At 62.1% G+C, this 18,242-nt stretch carries 14 protein-coding genes and 1 tRNA gene; 10 read left to right on the top strand and 5 right to left on the bottom strand.

Annotation, left to right across the window (positions count from 1 at the left end):
- Nucleotides 1-139 precede the first annotated feature (139 nt).
- From Clow_RS06025 to Clow_RS06040, 4 genes are read left to right on the top strand one after another with little or no spacing between them, the layout of a single operon-like run.
- Nucleotides 140-3,241: a DEAD/DEAH box helicase gene (locus Clow_RS06025; protein ID WP_055177772.1), complete on the top strand. Its 3,102-nt coding sequence runs from the start codon at nt 140-142 to the stop codon at nt 3,239-3,241.
- Between the two features lie 10 nt (nt 3,242-3,251).
- Entirely contained in the window at nt 3,252-4,079 is an 828-nt protein-coding gene (locus tag Clow_RS06030) for a hypothetical protein (RefSeq protein WP_055177775.1), read from the top strand.
- Between the two features lie 10 nt (nt 4,080-4,089).
- Nucleotides 4,090-5,256, top strand: coding sequence for a metallophosphoesterase family protein (locus Clow_RS06035; RefSeq protein WP_055177777.1), 1,167 nt, complete (start codon nt 4,090-4,092; stop codon nt 5,254-5,256).
- Complete coding sequence (locus Clow_RS06040; RefSeq protein ID WP_055177779.1) at nt 5,253-7,823, top strand: AAA family ATPase; 2,571 nt, start codon at nt 5,253-5,255, stop codon at nt 7,821-7,823. Before Clow_RS06035 ends, Clow_RS06040 begins: the two co-directional genes overlap by 4 nt.
- Here the strand turns inward: Clow_RS06040 and Clow_RS06045 are convergent.
- Nucleotides 7,810-8,349 (bottom strand): YceI family protein, encoded by a 540-nt coding sequence (locus Clow_RS06045; protein ID WP_055177781.1) that lies wholly within the window; start codon nt 8,347-8,349, stop codon nt 7,810-7,812. The genes Clow_RS06040 and Clow_RS06045 overlap by 14 nt on opposite strands.
- A 149-nt stretch (nt 8,350-8,498) precedes the next feature.
- Between Clow_RS06045 and Clow_RS06050 the strand changes: the two genes are divergently transcribed.
- Complete coding sequence (locus tag Clow_RS06050; RefSeq protein WP_055178029.1) at nt 8,499-9,014, top strand: MarR family winged helix-turn-helix transcriptional regulator; 516 nt, start codon at nt 8,499-8,501, stop codon at nt 9,012-9,014.
- Between the two features lie 288 nt (nt 9,015-9,302).
- Nucleotides 9,303-10,355 carry an esterase/lipase family protein gene (locus tag Clow_RS06055; RefSeq protein WP_055177783.1) on the top strand — a complete coding sequence of 351 codons (1,053 nt, stop codon included), beginning with the start codon at nt 9,303-9,305 and terminating at the stop codon, nt 10,353-10,355.
- A 115-nt stretch (nt 10,356-10,470) separates the two neighbouring features.
- Here Clow_RS06055 and Clow_RS06060 read toward each other — a convergent pair whose 3' ends face one another.
- From Clow_RS06060 to Clow_RS06075, 4 genes are all read right to left on the bottom strand, one after another.
- A complete protein-coding gene (locus tag Clow_RS06060) occupies nt 10,471-10,773 on the bottom strand; it encodes a hypothetical protein (RefSeq protein WP_055177785.1) in 303 nt (100 codons plus the stop codon).
- 280 nt (nt 10,774-11,053) lie between these two features.
- Nucleotides 11,054-11,126: transfer RNA gene (locus tag Clow_RS06065), tRNA-Arg, on the bottom strand.
- Between the two features lie 54 nt (nt 11,127-11,180).
- On the bottom strand, nt 11,181-11,945 hold the full coding sequence (locus Clow_RS06070; RefSeq protein ID WP_055177787.1) for an AAA family ATPase: 765 nt from the start codon (nt 11,943-11,945) through the stop codon (nt 11,181-11,183).
- Nucleotides 11,938-12,651: an AAA family ATPase gene (locus Clow_RS06075; RefSeq protein ID WP_055177789.1), complete on the bottom strand. Its 714-nt coding sequence runs from the start codon at nt 12,649-12,651 to the stop codon at nt 11,938-11,940. The genes Clow_RS06070 and Clow_RS06075 overlap by 8 nt, the downstream gene beginning before the upstream one ends.
- A 152-nt stretch (nt 12,652-12,803) precedes the next feature.
- On the opposite strand from Clow_RS06075, the gene Clow_RS06080 reads away from it, so the two are divergent.
- From Clow_RS06080 to Clow_RS06095, 4 genes are all read left to right on the top strand, one after another.
- On the top strand, nt 12,804-14,372 hold the full coding sequence (locus Clow_RS06080; RefSeq protein ID WP_055177791.1) for an L-lactate permease: 1,569 nt from the start codon (nt 12,804-12,806) through the stop codon (nt 14,370-14,372).
- A gap of 33 nt (nt 14,373-14,405) precedes the next feature.
- On the top strand, nt 14,406-16,061 hold the full coding sequence (gene argS, locus Clow_RS06085; protein ID WP_055177793.1) for an arginine--tRNA ligase: 1,656 nt from the start codon (nt 14,406-14,408) through the stop codon (nt 16,059-16,061).
- Nucleotides 16,062-16,220: 159 nt separating this feature from the next.
- The gene (lysA, locus tag Clow_RS06090) at nt 16,221-17,591 is read left to right on the top strand and encodes a diaminopimelate decarboxylase (RefSeq protein ID WP_055177795.1); all 1,371 of its coding nucleotides are present in this window, start codon (nt 16,221-16,223) and stop codon (nt 17,589-17,591) included.
- 24 nt (nt 17,592-17,615) lie between these two features.
- Complete coding sequence (locus tag Clow_RS06095; protein ID WP_055177797.1) at nt 17,616-18,128, top strand: DUF1707 SHOCT-like domain-containing protein; 513 nt, start codon at nt 17,616-17,618, stop codon at nt 18,126-18,128.
- Nucleotides 18,129-18,242: the final 114 nt, after the last annotated feature.

Genomic DNA, 18,242 nt, shown 5'->3' on the forward strand with positions numbered 1-18,242 from the left:
GCGATGTTAGAGTAGCGCATTGCTTTATCGGTCAAAAGTCTCTCGGCGGTTTGTGATGATCTCCTCAATTTTTCTTATTTTTACAGGACATTCATAGAGAAAAAGTCGATCCTGTGAGCAGGATGGTAGGTTGGCCCTTATGGCCAATTTCCTCCTGCATGGACTATGGGTGCAGCAATCCGGGCTGCACCTATGGATCGAGCAGGTGGAAGGGCACCGCATTGTGATGCCCGATCAGGTGCCCGAGGGCACCTTTCCTCCCACGGTGGCGGGCATCCTGGCGCGCAGTAGTTTCCGCCATCGTCTGCGCGCCACGCTGCGCACCCCCAAGGGCCGCGAGGTCTCCTTAGTGATCCCCACCTCTGCCTGCACCCCGGAGCAAGCGGTGGAGATTTTGGCGACGATGGCCTTCCTCAATGAGGAGAGTCCCGCGGCCACCTCGGCGCAAAGAGCGGCCATCGCCCCCGATTTGCGCTGGTTGATCCGCATGTACACGGGCTTGCGCCGCTTTGTGCAGGCGGGCCGCCTCACCCTCAAACTCGCCTATATCGACGATCAATGGTGGCCGCAGTGGCAGCTTTCCCAGGGATTAGGCGAGCGCGGCTGGGTGGCGGAGATGATGGCCGCCGCACCCGGTATTTTGAGCCTGAATAACCGCAACCTGGATGAGGACTTAATCGAGGTGCTGCCGCACTGGATCGCCTCGGCGGAACTTACCGGTCTGCGCGAGACCCCGCGCCCCCACCCCTGGCACGATTTTTCGGTGGCGCTGCTCAATAACCAGCCCCTGCGCCGGGGCGGGGTGGGCATGCTCAATCGGCTGCGCGAGTGGAAGGATTCCATCGCGGCGGTGGATATTCAGCTGGTGCTCATCGTGGAACAACCCCCGGCAGAGGAGACGGGCGACCCCCAGGATGCCGTGTGGCCGGTGCGTTTCCAGGTGCGTTCCGGCGTGGAGAGCCCGAAGCCGCTGCGTGAGCAGGGGCTTGATCGCGGCTCCCTGGTGCAGTTGGAGCAGATTCGCCAGCGCATGCGGGAGATTTCGGCGCTGCTGCGTGAGGGCGAAAGCGGCGGTGGTGGCACCGGGGCGTCGATAAGCACCCCCTATACCGGCGCGCGGGCGCGGGAGGAAAGCGCGGGGGACTGGGATGTGTACGTGGATACCTCGCAGATTGTGCATTTCATCGCCCACGATGTGCCGCTACTGAAGCGCGCGGGATTCACGGTTATGCTGCCCAAGGCCTGGGCCTCCCACGAGACGAAGGCCACGCTGGTGACCTCGGAGGGGGAGGGGGCCACGCAGCGCCACATCGGCATGGACAAGCTGGTGGATTATAACTGGAAGCTCTCAGTGGGGGATACGGAGCTTAACGACGCCGAGATGGCGGAACTGGTGCACTCCAAGTCCGGGTTGATCCGCCTGCGCGGGGAATGGGTGCTGGCGGATACCTCTTCCTTGGCCAAGATCACCTCTTATATGGAGGAATTGGCGCAGCACTCCCACAAGCGCCGCAAGGCGGCGATGGAAAAGGCCGCCATGCGCGCCGAACTAGCCAAGGCACAGGGAGAACCCGGCTGGGAACAGCTCATGGCCGAGGCGGAGCGGCTGCGCGAGGAGTTCAACGCCCAGCAGGATAATCAGGGCCAGGTAACCGTGGCGGAATTGCGCCAGATTGCCTTGGAGGCGATGGCGGATGAGCCCGTGGAGTTCGCCGGTTCCACCTGGTACACCTCCTTGCTGGGAGGCACGAATACCCCGGCGCCCGATCGCGTGGAGATACCCGAGACCGTGCAGGCCACCCTGCGTGAATACCAGCGCCGGGGCGTGGATTGGCTCTACTGGATGTCCCGCAATAACCTCGGCGCGGTGCTGGCGGACGATATGGGTTTGGGTAAAACCCTGCAATTGCTCAGCCTGCTGGCCGTGGAGCACGCCAAGGGCGAGGCCACCGGCCCCACCCTGGTGGTGGCCCTGACCTCCGTGGTGGGCAACTGGGCGCGCGAGGCTGCCCGCTTCGTCCCGCACCTGCGGGTGCTCGTTCACCACGGCAGTACTCGCCTGCGGGGGGAGAGCTTTAGGCGCAAGATGGCGGAGGTAGACCTGGTGATTAGCAGCTACGGGGTGCTTAACCGCGACCACGCTCAGTGCGCGCAGGTGCAATGGGATCACGTGGTGCTCGATGAGGCACAGCACATCAAGAACTCCGGTACCCGCTCCTCCAAGGCGGTGCGCTCGGTGCCCGCGCGCCAGCGCATAGCGCTTACCGGCACGCCGGTGGAAAACCGCCTCTCGGAGATGCGCTCCATCCTGGACTTCGTGAACCCCGGCGTGCTGGGCTCGGCCTCCTTCTTCCGCAATCACTTTGCCAAGGCCATCGAGAGGGAGCAGGACGAGCAGATGACGGAGCGGCTGCGCCTGCTCACCGCGCCCTTCATCATGCGCAGGCTCAAAACCGACCCCAATATCATCGACGACCTGCCCGAGAAGTCCGAGCAGATCCGCACCGTGAGCATGACCACCGAGCAGGCGGCTTTGTATACCGCCTACGTGGAGGACGTCAAGCGCAGGCTGGAAGCCACCCGCGGCATGGAACGCCGGGGCCTGGTGCTGGCCTCGCTCACCAGAATCAAGCAGATCTGCAATCACCCCGCGCACTTCCTGGGCGATGGCTCCGGGGTGACGCTGCGCGGCGCGCAGCGCTCCGGCAAGGTGGCCGAACTGGTGGACTTGCTCGATGAGAACGTGGCGGCTGGTAACCGCGTGCTCATCTTCACCCAGTACCGCGCCTTCGGGGAGATTCTTCAGCCCTATCTTTCCGAGCGCCTGGGCGAGCCGATTGACTTTCTCCACGGCGGCATCGCGCAGGGGGCGCGCGATCGCATGGTGGCACGCTTCCAGGACCCCCAAGGTCCGCCCGCCATGCTGCTTTCCCTCAAGGCGGGAGGCACGGGGTTGAACCTCACGGCGGCGTCGGTAGTGGTGCACATGGATCGCTGGTGGAACCCCGCGGTGGAAAACCAGGCCACCGACCGCGCCTTTCGCATCGGCCAGGATAAGAACGTGCAGGTGTACAAGATGATTACGGCGGGCACGCTGGAGGAGTCCATTCAGGATATTCTGGACGGCAAAACTCACCTGGCCGGCGCCGTGGTGGGCGAGGGCGAGGGGTGGATTACCGAGCTTGCGCCGGAGGATTTGGCCCAGCTGATGAGCTATCGTGGACGGGAAGCATCGCAGTAAGAGAGCAACAGTGACAGAGGATAAGAACAATCCCCCGCGGTCTACGCGCCCGCGCCGGGATAACGTCATTTACGCCAACTTTGGTTCCAAGAAATCCGGGGGATTCTCCACGGAGCCGCCCACCCGCCACGAGGTCACCCCGCAGCGTAGGTACCCTTCCGCCGCACAGTGGCTTATCGACGCCCTGGCTCCCGTGGATTCTGGCCGCCTCAAGCGCGGGCGGGACTACATGCGCACCGGGCACGTGCTCTCCCACAACGTGGAGCACGGCAGGATCACCGGCGTGGTGGCGGGTAGCCACAACGAGCCCTTTCACGTGACGGTCTCCCTGCCGCACCGCAGTACTGATGACCTAAGCCGCGCGATTCGAGCGCTGGCGAGCAGGAGCGGCGCGTTGAGCCGAGCGCGCAAGGGTGACCTCGATGCCGAGGTGCTCGATGCGTTGGTGGGAGAGCCGGTGACCTTCCGCTGCGAGTGCCCCGACCCCACCACCATCTGTAAGCACGCGGTGGCTACCGCCGAGGTGGCCGCCGAGCGCATTGCGCAGCAACCGGAGATGCTTTTTAAGCTGCGCGGCCTGGATATGGCCTGGGTGGAACGCCAGATGGTGGAAGAAGCCAAGCAGGTGGGCAAGGAATCCTCCCAGGCCACTGACGATCGCTTTTGGCAGGGCCGCACGCTGCCGGAGCTGCCCGACCCCGCCCCGGCCCCGGCGATAGAAGATTCTGACATCAACCTCCTGCACCAGGCCATGCGCACGGTGTCCTATACCGCCGTGGAACAACTGCGCGCGGTGGCCGATATAGAAGATATGTATGACTACCTCTTAAGAAGATGAGGCGTAGACCATGACCAGCACCACCTTCCTGCACACATCCGATTTTCAGTGGGGAATGACCCGCTGGTTCCTCGATTCCGATGCTCAGGCGAACTTCGACGCCGCGCGCTTGGAGGCGGTGCGCAAGATCGGAGAGATCGCCCGCGAGCGCGGCGCGGACTTCATTGTTATGGCGGGGGATATTTTCGATCACAACAGCCTCTCGCCCCGCACCCAAGGGCGTGCCCTAGAAGTGCTCGCGGGGCTGGGGATTCCCGTGCTATTGCTGCCCGGAAACCACGATCCCTTGACGGCGGATTCGCCCTTTTATGCCGCCGAGGACATCGAGGGAGTGCACATCCTGCGCGATGAAGAGCCGATAGCGCTGCGCGAAGGCTTGGAGGTGGTGGGCGCTCCGCTGAAATCGAAGCAGGCGCATACCGATTTGGTGGCCCAGGCGCTGCGGGGCCTGGAACCCACCGCGGGGATTCGGATAGCCGTGGGGCACGGCCAGGTAGAGGGGCGCAGCGGGGAGGCCGATCCGGCGCTCATTGACCTCACAAAGGTAGAAAGTGCCCTGGATGAGGGAGTTATTGATTACCTGGCGCTGGGCGATACCCACTCCACTATGCAGGTGGGAGGCAGCGGGAGGGTGTGGTTCTCTGGTGCCCCGGAGACCACCGATTTTCACGATTACTACCTGGGTAAAGACGGCGGTGAGGTGGACTCCGGCAACGTACTGTGCGTGACGGTGGAAAAAACTCGGCCTACCGACGCCCAGGTGTCCGTGGAGAAGATTCCCGTGGGCCGATGGCTCTTTGAGGCTCTTGACGCCGAGGTGAACAGCCTTGAAGAGGTGGAGGATTTTCTGGCGACCCTAGAGGCTTACCCGGATAAGGAATGTACGGTGGTGAAATATTCGCTGCGCGGCACCCTGAGCCTGGAAGCCATGCGGGCCCTAGAGGTGGGATTGGAAAGGTGGGAGCCCATCTTTGCCGCCCTGTATGAGCGCAGCAGCAAGATGGACCTCCACCTGGCCCCCAGCGCGGAGGAAATAGAGCACACCAATATCACCGGCTTTGCCGCCGCCGCGCTGCGCGAACTCATGGAGGCGGATAATACGGACGCGGTGAATCTACTACTGCGGCTTAATGCGGGGATACCGGGTGCTACGCGGAAGGAAAAGAGCCGAGCATGAAGATTCACGGCGTGGTGATTGACCACTTTCGAGGCATTGAGCACCTTGAATTACACGGCGTGCCCGATAGCGGCGTGGTGGTGATCTCCGGGGATAACGAGCAGGGAAAGTCCACCCTCATGGAGGCGGTATTGGGGGTGCTGCGGGAAAAACATACCGCGACTAATAAGAATGTGAAGCCCTGGAAAACCGTGGGCAGCGATGAGAACCCGCGGGTATCGTTGAACGCCACCATTGGTCCCTACGAGGTGGAGATCACTAAGCAGTGGTTAGGCAAGAAAATGAGCACCCTGAGGCTGAGCGGCCCGGAAACACAAAATCTCAGTGGACGGCCAGCGGACGATCGCCTGGAAGAATTGCTAGCGCAATATACCGATGCGGATTTGCTCGGGGCGCTCTTTATGGAGCAGGGAGAGGCGACCGCGATGGCCCAGGCCGCCGGTATCCCGGCGCTGACCCGCGTGCTTGATGAGCGCACCGGGCAGGAATCGCGGGACGTGCAAGCCGATTCCGCCCTTGTGCAGGCGGCGGAAAAAGAATACGCGCGCTATTACAGCATCAAAACGGGTAAGAACCAGGGCGAACTCAAAGAAGCCGAGAAGGCAGAAAACGCCGCTCAGGAAACTTTGAATACTGCGCGCTCCGATATGGAGAACTTGAATGAGCGCGTGGAAAAGGTGGAACGGCTCAAACGGCGATTGAGCGAGGCCGAGGCGGAACTTCCCGGCGCGGAGAAAGAAGCCGAGAAGGCGGAGGCCGAATACCGGGCCGCACACAAAGCCACCGAGGAGCGGAAGAAGGCGGAAAAGGAGTTCCGCGATGCCGCGGCCCTGTGGGAATCCGCTCATGCGGCGGTGGAGGCGCGCCGGGCGTTGCAGCGCGAGTACGAGGAGGCTGCCGAGGAGTGGAAGGCGGCGTCGCAAAGCTATGAAGCAGCCCGCGAGGCCGCCGCGAAGGATAAGGAAGCCCTGGTAGCCGCCACCGAGGCCCGTACAAAGAGCCGAGAGGTCCTTACGCAGGCGCGGCAGAACCATGCTCGCGCCCGCAAGGTGCTTGATCTTGCTCGCGGGGCGGCTCGCCTGGGTGAGGTGGAGGAATTGCTGCGCCAGGCCGCGGAACTCCACGAGCGGATTGCCGCCACCGGCCAGCGTGAGGTCAGCCCAGCCCAGCTTAAAGCGGTGGAAGAAGCCTATAGCGAGGTGCGCGTGGCCGAGGCCGTGCGCAGCCGCAGCGCGGCGCGATTGCACCTGGAGGGGCCGGAGGGGACCACGGTGCTTATCGACGACACCCCGGCCACCTTGCCGCAGGAAATAGAACTGCGCGAGGGCATGAGGCTGAGTATCGGGGAGGTAAGCATCACGTATTCCCAGGGAGCGGGGGAGCAGGCCGATCCGGTGGCAGAAGCACGGGAGGCACTGGAAGCCCTGATTCAATCCCTGGGCTGTGATGGCCTCGATGAGGTACTCGCGGCGGAGGAGAATACCCGGCAGCGTGCGGCGCTGAAGCAGGAGTATGGCGTGCTCATGGGGGCGCAGCGCCCGGAGACTCTGGAAGCCGAGGCGGTGCAGCTGCGCGAAACACTTAAGGGGGAGGCGGACCTTCCCACGATTCAGGAGGCCACCGAAGCGGAAGAGCAGGCCGCGGCTCTTCTCACCGAGCGTGAGGAGGCTCACCGCCAGGCAGAAGAAGCCGTGGAGAACCTAGAGCAATTCCCCAGCATGGAGGCTGCGGCTCGGGCGGATACGCAGCGCGAATTTGCCGCCGAGCGCCGCGAGGATTTGCGCGCTCGGTTGGAAAAGGCTCGGGAGGCCTCGGGCGAGGAGGCTCTGGCGGACACGGAGCGAGAAGCCGAGGTGCGCAGGGATACGGCGCGCCTGGCCTATGAGGCCGCCAAGGAGAACGAGGAGGGGGCTTCCCCGGAACACCACCGTCGGCTCTGGGAGGGGGCGCAGGCCGAGTGCGATTCGCTGCGCACAAAGGTGGCGCAGACCACCGGGGAACTGGATCGGCTGAGCAGTTATATCGAGTTTGCTCACGGCGTGGGGGAACGCCTGGCGGAGGCCGAGGCGCAGGCGCAGGTGGCGCGGCGTCGAGCGCAGGCGATCCGACGCCGCGCGGAGGCCGCGCGCAGCCTGTACGAGGCACTTGTGCGGCACCGCGACGCCGCCCGAGCCCGCTATGCCGAGCCCTTTGCCCAGCAGCTCACGGCCCTGGCAGGCACAGTTTTTGGCCGGGATGTGGAGTTCCGCCTGGGCGAGGATTTGAGTATCCAAGAGCGCATTGTGAGCGGAAAAAATGTGCCCCTGGGTGACCTTTCCGGTGGTGCCCAGGAGCAGGTGGCCCTCATCATGCGTCTTGCCATTGCCAATTTGGTGGGGGAGGAGGCGCCGGTATTCATTGATGATGCCCTGGGCAGCACTGACCCCGATCGCCTCGCCCTCATGGCCACATTGTTGAGCCAGGTGGGGGAGCGCCGCCAGGTATTCGTGCTGACCTGTACCCCGCAGCGCTACGCCCGCGTGGTGGGAAAGAGGGAATATCCCATCGAGGAACTTAAGAGTTCTTGATGGCGGAGCCCTCGATCTCGATGGCGATGTCCTCGGAGAGCATGAGGCCGCCGGCCTTCATCGGCATCTGGAAGTCAACGCCGTAATCCTTGCGGTTGATCTTGGTGGTGGCGCTAAAGCCCAGGCGGGTGGAGCCCATTGGGTCCTCCGCCTCGCCAAAGACCTCCACATCCAGGGTTACCGGCTTGGTGGTGCCCTTGATGGTCAGATCGCCGGTGATGGTGCCCGCGTTTTCCTTCTTGATCTCAAAGGCGGTGGCCTTGAAGGTCATCTCGGGGAAGGATTCTGCGTTGAAGAAGTCCTCGCCCTTGACGTGGGCGTCGCGGTCGCTATTGGCGGTGTCGATGGAATCCACCTGAATGGTGGCGGTGGCGGAGGAGTTTTCTTGGTTCTCGGTGTCCACGGTGAAGGAAGCCTCGAAGGAGCGGAAGTAGCCGCGAACCTTGGAGACCATTGCGTGCCGCACGACGAAGCCGACGGTGCTGTGAACAGGGTCAAGGGTGTAGGTGCCGTTGAGGTTGGACATGGTGTTCCTTTCTTGGAGTGTTATTGCTCTGGTGGTGTTCAGCGTACTCCATTTTAGTGACGTGTCAACAGTATGGGGAGTTGGTTCTCCATGTTGGCTGGACAACAGGGGTTTTTGTCCGGGTACTCTCTCGGTCTATGGTGAGGTTCATGGCAGTTGCACCGCGATGGCTTACTGAAGATGAGCAGGCTTTCTGGCGTCTCCTTTTGGCGAGCATGAGAAAAATTGATCGCGTGCTAGACGAGACTCTTCAAGTGGGGCAGGACCTCTCTAGCTCGGAGTTTGCCGTACTTGCCACGCTCTCTGAGGTGGAGGGGCGACGCATGAGATTGCGGGACCTATGCGCCTCCCTCGATTGGGACCGCAGCCGGGCCTCTCATCTGGTTACGCGCATGGTCAAGCGTGAATTGGTGGTGAAGGGCCGTAGCGAGGGGGACGCGCGCGGTGTCGAGGTGATTATCACCGAGGAGGGGATGAGGCGGCTGCGCCTGGCGGCTCCGGAGCATGTGGAGAGCGTGCGCAGGCTCATCTTCGATCACCTGGAAGAGGGGCAGATGGAGGGCTTGGCGGAGTTTCTTCAGGGCGTCATGGCGGTGAAGAACGTCCCTGGTGTTCCGGGGTTTGAGGGATCGCTGTGCGGGGATATGGGGGTGGATCGGGGGTAGGTGTGCGCGGGGGTGTAGGGGGTTAAAAGGTCGATGTTGTGGCTGCGGGGTAGCGGGGGCTCGGGGTATTTTGTGGTCTTTGTTTGGGGAAATGCTGTTGGGGCGACGATATGTTGTAGACAATATCTATTTCTAAGGAAGAGATTTAACGAGGCGACTTTCGTATACGTGGTGAATGAATGTTCATCATCCGGTAGGGTCAGGGCATAAAAGATGGGCTGAGCACAGAGATATTTTTATGTGTACTCCATCACCTTCCATGATGTTGTTGACCACAAAGTGAGGATTATGATGATTCCGCATTGTTCTTCCCTGGGCCGTCGTGTCTTGGCCTCTGCCGCTGCATTGGGCCTGGTGGCAGGCCTCGCGGCACCCACCGTGATGGCAGATGAACCCACGGCGAAAGGTGAGGTGCTGGCCTGGACGGGCATGGGGGAGCACGTGGAGCCCACAGATAACATCGTTTCCTCTATGGCCACCCAGGCCAAATACACCAATCCCAGCCCCATCAATACCAACGTCGCCTGCACGCCCGCGCCGGGGGAGAATCCCGTGATTTTCATTCACGGTATGGCGGCGAACTTCTACCAGTCCTTTGCCTCTTTTGCGCCCTACATGGTGGACCAAGGGAAATGCGTATACGGCATGAATTACGGTGCCTTTAACGGCGATGAGGGAACCGAGGGAAGTTCCCTGGTGGGCTCGGTTCCCGGTGCGGCTGCACTGGCGCCGATGGAATCTTCCTTGGCGCAGGTGAGCGAACAGATCGAGCGGGTCAAGCAGAACACCGGCGCCGCCGAGGTGGACCTGGTGGGATACTCCGAGGGCGGCTCCCTCGCCGTGGCCTATGCCAAGCAGGTGCAGGGACAAGGCGTGGGCACCATCGTGACCCTGGCCGGTGTGCTGCGCGGAACTTCCATGCTGGGGCTATCGAACGCTGCCAATGGGCTGGAAAACGCGGGCTCCTCGGTAAACCCGGCGGTGGGCAAGATCATGGGGCCGGGGGCCGCCGACCTTTTGGAGCACTCTGACTTCATGGTGAAGCTGCGCGAGGGTGGATTGGAGGTGCCCGGTGTGCGTTACGTGGCCATCTCCACGCTCTTTGATGAGGCCGCCACGCCGCTGAGCAACACCCAATTCTCTTCCGGCGATCACCAGAACATCGTTCTTCAAGAGGGCTGTGTTCAGGATCGTTCCGATCATCTGGGCATTACCTTCTCGCCGCGCGCGTATGCGCTCACCGCTAATGCGCTGGGGCGTCAGGTGGAGGCTCCTTGTGTGGGCATGGCGGGCCCGTTCCCGACGTCTAGCTCGGTGGGCTCCACGGTGCTGAGCTCCTAAGCAGGGGCTTTTCGACGCCCCCCTTGGCCGCGCCGTAGGTATTTCGCGTGGGTATCTCGGGGGTGGGGGCTGGGATGTAGCTTTTACTTCAACCAGCCCCTCACTGGTAGGGGGACTACTTAATCACGGCTTCCTGTATAATCCAAAAGCGCCCTTGATCGTCCTTATAAATCACGTCACCGGCCTCGGCGGTCTCGAACTCGTTGACCTTCAACTCCGTGAGGTCACGGGTTTCAACCGAGGGCTCAACGAACTCCTCGCCATCAAACCACTTTTGGAAGGCCTCGGCGGAGGTTGAAGAACCGCTGAATCGGTGCTGCTCATAGAATGAATCATCGGCGGAAGCCACGCCCACGGACGCGGCAAGCCCGGCGGCTGCCAACATGGATGGGACGGCCATCGTGCGAGAAAAACGCATCGTCACTCCTTCTTTGGTGTATTGGATTGGGGCATCTTTAACAATAATCACCAGGAGGCCGCAGGAAAATAGTTCACAGCAAAAAGGATAAGGAAACGCATGAAGTTTTCAGGCGATGGGCGGGGTGCGTTCGTGACGATAATTTGACGACACGCGCGGCAGCAAACCCCTGTTTTGGCTGTATTTTTGCTGTATCCGTGGGCTATCCGTCACGGGCGAGAAAATGAGAAAATCCCAGCGAGTGGGCTATTTTCCCTGCTTAACTGGGGTGTGATGAAAGTGCCCCCGACAGGAGTCGAACCTGCGACCTACGGTACCGGAAACCGGCGCTCTATCCACTGAGCTACGGAGGCGTGTGCCCGCATCGCGGACAACGCAGTGATTCTATCACCGCCTAGGGGGCAAACCTAACCACGGGCTGTGCTCTCATTTTGCATGGACTCGGCCATGAACTCCGCGATTTCATGGGGTGACTCGAAGAAGTCCCGCATGGCGCGGAAGGCGGTGGTCTCGCGTAATGCGGTGGGGGTCAGCCCGGCCTCGATGATTTCCCAGATGGCGGCACCGGGAAGAGAAAGCAGAATGGGGGAGTGAGTGGCCACGATGATTTGCGCCCCGTGTTGTACAAGGGCGTGGAGTTCCGCCATGAGGGCCATTTGTCGGAGGGTGGATAGCCCCGATTCGGGCTCGTCAAGGATGTAAAGGCCGTCTTTGTGAAAATAGCGTTCGATCATCGCCATGACGGATTCGCCGTGGCTCATGGTGGTGTAGGCCTGAAGCTCGGGGGCGTAGTCAATGAGATTTTCGGGGACGTTGATGTGAGATTCCGCGCGTAAGTAATAGCCCTCGAAACTTCGCGGTCCGCGGGTAACGGAGGCGGTTCCGTGAAAGGGGCTTTCGCCCCTGCCTTTGTCAAAAGGCGAGGTGCCTTTGGAGCGCAGGCCATAGGGGCCACCCTCAATATCGAAGCCACAGGCCACAGCGATGGCTTCGATGAGCGTGGATTTTCCCATGCCGTTTTCTCCGGTGATGAAGGTGGCGGGGCTGCTAAAGGTAAGGGGGCGGCGTTGTGCGGCCACGATGGAGGGAACTTCCGACGCCCACGGGGGCAGCTCATGCGTGCGCTGGTGCGGAGGGAAGAGAAAGAAGGATTCCACAAAGAGCTTATTCATTGTTTTCTCCCAGTAGATAGCGCGCGGTTTCCTCGGGATTGAGAATGAACTCGTGGGCGGCCTGCACGGCCTCGGCCTTCTCAAAGGCCACGGAGGATATTCCGGCGTCGGTGATTTCCAGCAGCGTGGCCTGCGGGATAGCCATGAGAATGGGGGAGTGAGTGGCGAGGAGGAATTGTGATCCCTGCCGCGCCAGATTGGCGATGAGTCCCAGGAGTTCTAGTTGGCGGAGTAGGGAGAGACCGGCCTCGGGCTCGTCCAGGATGAAGAATCCTCCGCCGTGAAAGTACTGGCGCATTACCTGCATGAGTGATTCCCCGTGGCTCATGTGGTTGAGGTGCGGGGAGCCGGGGTCTATCTCCCCATAGGCGATGGCCACGTTGAAGTGAGTTTCCCCGCGCAGAAAATATCCGTGAGGGGGATTCTGGCTCCTGGAAAGCGTGAGGTATTTGTACAGCTCGGAGACGTCGTTAGGCCTATCCGTGCGGAGGTGCCGGGTGCCGCCTTGGTGCTGGAATCCCATGCCCACGGCGATGGCCTCAATGAGGGTGGACTTTCCCGCACCGTTTTCGCCGCTAAAGATGGTGACGGGGGCGGTGAATCTCAGCGGGTGCTGTGCCACATGTTGCACGGCGGGGAGGGCGGCTACGTAATCCTCGGACAGGTGATGGAGGGGAGTGTTGAGGCTTAAGGATTGGAGAAACATGAAAGGACTCCTCGGCAGGTTTTTGTTCTGCGAGCGGGGAAGAAAACCGTATCTACCAGGGTAACCAAACCGTCCACGGTGACGCTTATCACGAAAGTTCTAATGGTCCATTGTGTCTGCGATACTAGACGCACGGAAAGAAAGGTAGCCACATCGTGGATTCACTTGCGCTTGCAGCGCTAGCGGGTGTTACCCCGCTTATTACGTTTTTTGTTCTTTTGATGGGCCTGAAATGGAAGGCCCTCTGGGCCGCCTTGGGAGCCCTGGGAGTGGGCTTGGTACTGGCCGTTCTCCTTTTTGATACCCCCGCCGTGGAGGCGGGATTGGCCTTGGCGCAGGGAGTTTCCTTCGGAATATTCCCCGTCATTTACATCATCATTGCCGCGGTATGGATTTATGATCTCACCGTGGCCTCGGGGCGCTTTGAGGATTTGCGCCTGGTGTTTTCCAAGGTGGGTAAAGGCGATATGCGCGTGCAGGCCATGCTCATTGGCTTTGCTTTTGGTGGTCTATTGGAGGCGCTGGCTGGTTTTGGCGCTCCCATCGCCATCGTGGCCGCCATGCTCTTCGCCATCGGCATGAAACCGCTAAAAGCGGCGCTCGTCACACTGGTGGCCAATGCGGCTCCCGTGGCCTATGGTGCAATGGCTATTCCGGTGACCACCGCCGCCGCCCTGGCGGATCTGCCCGCACAGGAAGTCGCGGGGCTCGTCGGCAAGCAAGTTTCCGTTTTGGCGCTGGTGGTACCTTTTGTGCTCTGCCTCATCATGGACGGGCTGCGTGGCCTCAAGCAGGTGTGGCCGATGGCCCTGGTGCTGGGCGTCGCTTTTGGCGGCGGGCAGTTCCTCGCCTCTAATTACTTTGCCTACGAGCTCACCGATGTGGTGGCCTGCCTGCTTTCCTTGGCGGCGGGGCTGGCTTTCTTGCAAGTGTGGACTCCCACCACCCCGGAGGATCAGGCCTCGCAGGCGGGGGAGAATACGGCGGTGCTGACTCCGGCCAAGATCACCTTGGCGCTTTTCCCTTACATCCTTATCGTGGTGGTCTTTGCCATCGCTAAGCTCTGGCGCTGGGGCATTGATATTCCCAAGGCACTGGCCAGCACCGATGTGCTCATTGAATGGCCGCGCCTGGGCACCACCTATACCTTCAACTGGCTTTCCGGCCCCGGCACCATCTTGATGCTGTGCGCGCTCATCACCGTGGCGGTGCTCACGGCCTATGACGGCCAGGGTGCTTATCGCCTGGGTTGGGGGCGCGGCTTCGGGGAACTCGGGCGCGGGGTATCCCGCATGAAGATGTCTTACTTCACCATCGCGGCGGTGATGGGTTTGGCCTACGTGATGAATCTCTCCGGGCAAACCGCCGCCATCGGCGCGCTGCTCGCGGCCACGGGCTCGGCCTTCCCCCTGATCTCCCCGGTTTTGGGCTGGCTGGGTACCTCGGTGACGGCCTCGGCCACCTCCTCTAACGCCCTCTTCGCCCAGATGCAGGCCACCACGGCGGCCCAGGTGGGGGCGGACCCCTCGCTCTTGGTAGCGGCCAATACCTCCGGCGCCACCCTGGGCAAGATGCTGGCCCCGCAAACCGCGGCCATCGCCGCTGCGGCTACGCAGATGGAGGGCGGGGAGTCCACCATTTTGAAGTCCTCTGTTGCTTATTCTCTCCCGCTTTTGGCCGGAATGTGTGCTTTAGTATTCCTCCAATCCACCCTGGGATAGGAAAAACGGGAGGGTGGACTAGAATCCCGAGTTATGACCCCCGTTGAGCTTTCTTCCTTGATTCGCCGTCACGCCGTGGAGGTACTGGCGGCCCACGACCTCGATACCTCCGTGTTGCCGGAGCAGGTGACGGTGGAGCGTCCGCGTAATCCCGAACACGGCGATTACGCCACGAATGTGGCGCTTCAGGTGGCTAAGAAAGCGGGAACAAACCCCAGGGATTTGGTGCAGTGGCTGGCGGATTCCCTGGCGGGGGAGGATTTCATCACCGCCGCGGATATTGCGGGGCCGGGCTTTTTGAATCTCCGGCTGGCCGCCGCCGCTCAGGGCGAGATTATCGCCCGGGTGTGGGAGCAGGGGGATGCCTACGGCACCAGCGATCTCTACCGGGATATGAAGGTCAATCTGGAGTTTGTTTCTGCCAATCCCACCGGCCCCATCCACTTGGGCGGCACCCGCTGGGCTGCGGTGGGAGATTCCCTGGGCCGCGTGCTGGAGGCCTCCGGCGCCACCGTGACCAGGGAGTACTACTTTAACGATCACGGCGAGCAGATTGACCGCTTTGCTCGTTCCCTGGTGGCCGCCGCCAAGGGCGAGCCCACCCCGGAGGATGGTTACGGCGGAGACTACATCAAGGATATTGCCGCAGCCGTGCTCAAGGAGCATCCCGACGCCCTGGACCACGCCCCGGAGCAAACCCAAGAGGTTTTCCGTGAGGCGGGCGTGCAAATGATGTTCTCCCACATCAAGGAATCTCTGCACGAGTTCGGCACGGATTTTGACGTTTTCTTCCATGAGAACTCGCTTTTTGAATCCGGCGCGGTGGATGCCGCCGTGGCAACCCTGAAGGAAAATGGCAACCTCTACGAAAGCGAGGGGGCCTGGTGGCTGCGCACCACGGACTTTGGGGACGATAAGGACCGCGTGGTGATTAAGTCCGACGGCAATGCCGCCTATATCGCCGGCGATATTGCCTACATCGGGGATAAGATCGGCCGCGGCCACAACCTGTGCATTTACATGCTGGGCGCAGACCACCACGGCTATATCAAGCGCCTCAAGGCCGCGGCGGCGGCCCTGGGTTATTCCGCCGATCAGGTGGAAGTGCTCATCGGCCAGATGGTCAACCTGGTCAAGGATGGTGAGACCGTGCGCATGTCCAAGCGTGCCGGTACCGTGATTACCCTTGATGACCTGGTGGAGGCCATCGGCGTCGATGCCGCTCGCTACTCGCTGGTGCGTTCCTCGGTGGATTCCTCCCTGGATATTGACCTCGAACTGTGGGCCTCGCAGTCCTCGGATAACCCCGTGTACTACGTGCAGTATGCCCACGCACGCCTGTGCTCGCTGCGTCGCAAAGCAGAGTCCGTGGGCGTGGTCAGCGATGCCACCCCGGATTACTCCCTGCTCGTGCACGAGCGCGAGGGCGATCTGATCCGCACCCTGGGCGAATACCCGGCCGTGGTGAAGTCCGCCGCTGAACTGCGCGAGCCGCACCGCCTGGCGCGCTACTGCGAGGAATTGGCGGGCGTGTTCCACCGCTTCTACGATCGCTGCCAGATCCTGCCCAAGGAGGGGGAGGACGTAGAGCCGATCCATACCGCGCGGCTCTCCCTGGCGGGAGCCACCCGCGTGGTGCTGGCTAACGCGCTGGGCATGGTGGGGGTAAACGCGCCCGAGCGCATGTAGGCGTGCACGTCAACACGTTGGGCGTGCATCTAAAGGGGGCGGGGAGTAGTGCGCGCGCCCGGCGGCAGTGTAGCCTAGCGCGCGTATGTTTTTGTCCGTGAAGTATGCGGGAGGATCGGATTTTTCTGGCCCTCCCGCTGTGAGTGCCAAAAGGAATCCATGAACGCCGATACGTTCAATGAGCTGCCCAGCCACGTGTGGCCCACCCACGCGCGCCGCCAGGAGGATGGTGTGGTCACCATCGCTGGGGTACCGCTCCCGGAGATTGTGGAGGAATATGGCAGCCCCGCCTTTGTGATTGATGAGGCAGATTTTCGATGCCGATGCCGCACGATGGCGGAGGCCTTCGGCGGGGCCGATCACGTGCACTACGCGGCCAAGGCCTTTCTCACCCGCGCGGTGGCGCGCTGGGTGGACGAGGAGGGCCTGTGCCTGGATGTGGCCTCGGATAATGAATTGCAGATCGCTTTGGCCGCGGAGTTTCCGGCCGAGCGTATCGCCGCCCACGGCAATAACAAGACGGTGGAGTTCCTGCGCCGCTGCGTAGAGCGCGGTGTGGGGCGCATCGTGCTCGATTCCTTCCAGGAGATTGAGCGCCTGGGAGCGGTGGCGGAGCAAGCCGGGGTTGTTCAGCCGGTGTTGGTGCGCGTCAAGCCCGGTATTGAGGCCCATACTCACGAGTTCATCGCCACCGCACACGAGGACCAGAAGTTCGGGTTCTCCCTGGCCTCCGGTTCCGCGTTGAAGGCCGCCCGCGAGGTATTGGAGCACCCGCACCTGCGCCTGGTGGGCCTGCACTGTCACGTGGGCTCGCAGGTCTTTGACGCCGAGGGATTCTCCCAGGCCGCCGAGCGGGTGCTGGGCTTGCTCGGTACGATTCTCTCCGAGTTGGGTTCCCTACACCCCGGTGGGCGCGAGGGCCTGGCCCAGCAGCTTTCCACGCTCGATCTCGGCGGGGGCTACGGCATCGCCTACCTCGCCCAGGAACAACCCTTGGACGTCGCCGCCGTGGCCGCGGACCTCCTGGCCAAGGTGGCCGCCCAAGCCGAGGAACTGGCCCTGCCCACGCCCACCGTGATGGTGGAGCCGGGCCGCGCCATCGCGGGCCCCTCCACGGTGACGGTGTACACGGTGGGCACCGTCAAGGACGTTCACGTGGGGGACGATCGCGTGCGCCGCTACCTCTCGGTGGACGGGGGAATGTCCGATAACATCCGCCCGGCCCTCTACGGTGCGCAGTACGACGCCCGCGTGGTGTCCCGCTTTGTGGATGGTGACCCGGTGGAGAGCCGCGTGGTGGGCTCGCACTGCGAATCCGGCGATATTCTCATCGAAAACGCCCACTTCCCCAACGACATTGAGCCCGGAGACATCCTGGCTATTCCCGCCACCGGGGCCTATTGCTACGCAATGTCCAGCCGCTATAACGCCTTTGGCCGCCCCCCGGTCATCGTGGTTTCCTCGGGCAAGGCACGGGTAATGCTGCGGCGCGAAACGGTAGAGGATCTACTGGCCCTTGAGGCCGAATAAAAGCAAACTGGCATAATCTCAGGCATGGCTAATCCTGCTGAGAATATCCGGGTGGGCGATAAGGAGCGCAGCGAGGCTCTCGACGCCCTGGGGGAGCACTTTGTGCGCGGCTTTATCGACGCCGCCGAGTTCGAGGAGCGCACGGGCCAAGCGGCGGCCGCGCGCACCCAGGGGGAACTGGCGGTGCTCTTTTCCGACTTGCCGGAATTAGAGGCAGAGGAGACGGCCTCGGGGGAATCCAGCGCCCAAAAGGAACTGGACCTGGTGCTAGAGCGCGGCCGCAAGGTCAAGGTGATGGACGGCATTATTTGGACCGCGGCCATCGCCGGCTTACTCGTGGGGCACTTCGTCTTCCACTGGGATTACCTCTGGGTGGCGTTTGTGATAGCGGGTGTGGCCTCCGCAGGCGCGCGCATGATCTATTCCTTTGGCGATGAGGATGAAGAACTCTTCGAGAAGCTGAAAGAGGAAGAAAAGAAGGAGCGCAGCGATCGCCTGCGCATCGCGGCCAAGCGGCGCCGTGAGTTGGGGCGCTAACTATTATTTTCACGCCCGCGGGCTTGTATTCGGGCCGCGCGACCGGGACTGAGCGCGGATAAGGCCGGTGGGCGGTGTGGTGCGGCCGAGCGCGTCTGTTGCCCGTCCCGCAGG

This window comes from Corynebacterium lowii (assembly GCF_001412085.1).
GTDB classification, from domain to species: domain Bacteria; phylum Actinomycetota; class Actinomycetes; order Mycobacteriales; family Mycobacteriaceae; genus Corynebacterium; species Corynebacterium lowii.

Excerpts from the sequence above, each read along its gene's own strand:
- Clow_RS06095 (WP_055177797.1), top strand. The coding sequence starts at position 17,616 with ATGGCTAATCCTGCTGAGAATATCCGGGTGGGCGATAAGGAGCGCAGC.
- Clow_RS06075 (WP_055177789.1), bottom strand. The coding sequence starts at position 12,651 with ATGTTTCTCCAATCCTTAAGCCTCAACACTCCCCTCCATCACCTGTCC.
- Clow_RS06060 (WP_055177785.1), bottom strand. The coding sequence starts at position 10,773 with ATGCGTTTTTCTCGCACGATGGCCGTCCCATCCATGTTGGCAGCCGCC.
- Clow_RS06055 (WP_055177783.1), top strand. The coding sequence starts at position 9,303 with ATGATGATTCCGCATTGTTCTTCCCTGGGCCGTCGTGTCTTGGCCTCT.
- Clow_RS06050 (WP_055178029.1), top strand. The coding sequence starts at position 8,499 with ATGGCAGTTGCACCGCGATGGCTTACTGAAGATGAGCAGGCTTTCTGG.
- Clow_RS06040 (WP_055177779.1), top strand. The coding sequence starts at position 5,253 with ATGAAGATTCACGGCGTGGTGATTGACCACTTTCGAGGCATTGAGCAC.
- Clow_RS06035 (WP_055177777.1), top strand. The coding sequence starts at position 4,090 with ATGACCAGCACCACCTTCCTGCACACATCCGATTTTCAGTGGGGAATG.
- Clow_RS06070 (WP_055177787.1), bottom strand. The coding sequence starts at position 11,945 with ATGAATAAGCTCTTTGTGGAATCCTTCTTTCTCTTCCCTCCGCACCAG.
- Clow_RS06045 (WP_055177781.1), bottom strand. The coding sequence starts at position 8,349 with ATGTCCAACCTCAACGGCACCTACACCCTTGACCCTGTTCACAGCACC.
- argS (WP_055177793.1), top strand. The coding sequence starts at position 14,406 with ATGACCCCCGTTGAGCTTTCTTCCTTGATTCGCCGTCACGCCGTGGAG.
- Clow_RS06025 (WP_055177772.1), top strand. The coding sequence starts at position 140 with ATGGCCAATTTCCTCCTGCATGGACTATGGGTGCAGCAATCCGGGCTG.
- lysA (WP_055177795.1), top strand. The coding sequence starts at position 16,221 with ATGAACGCCGATACGTTCAATGAGCTGCCCAGCCACGTGTGGCCCACC.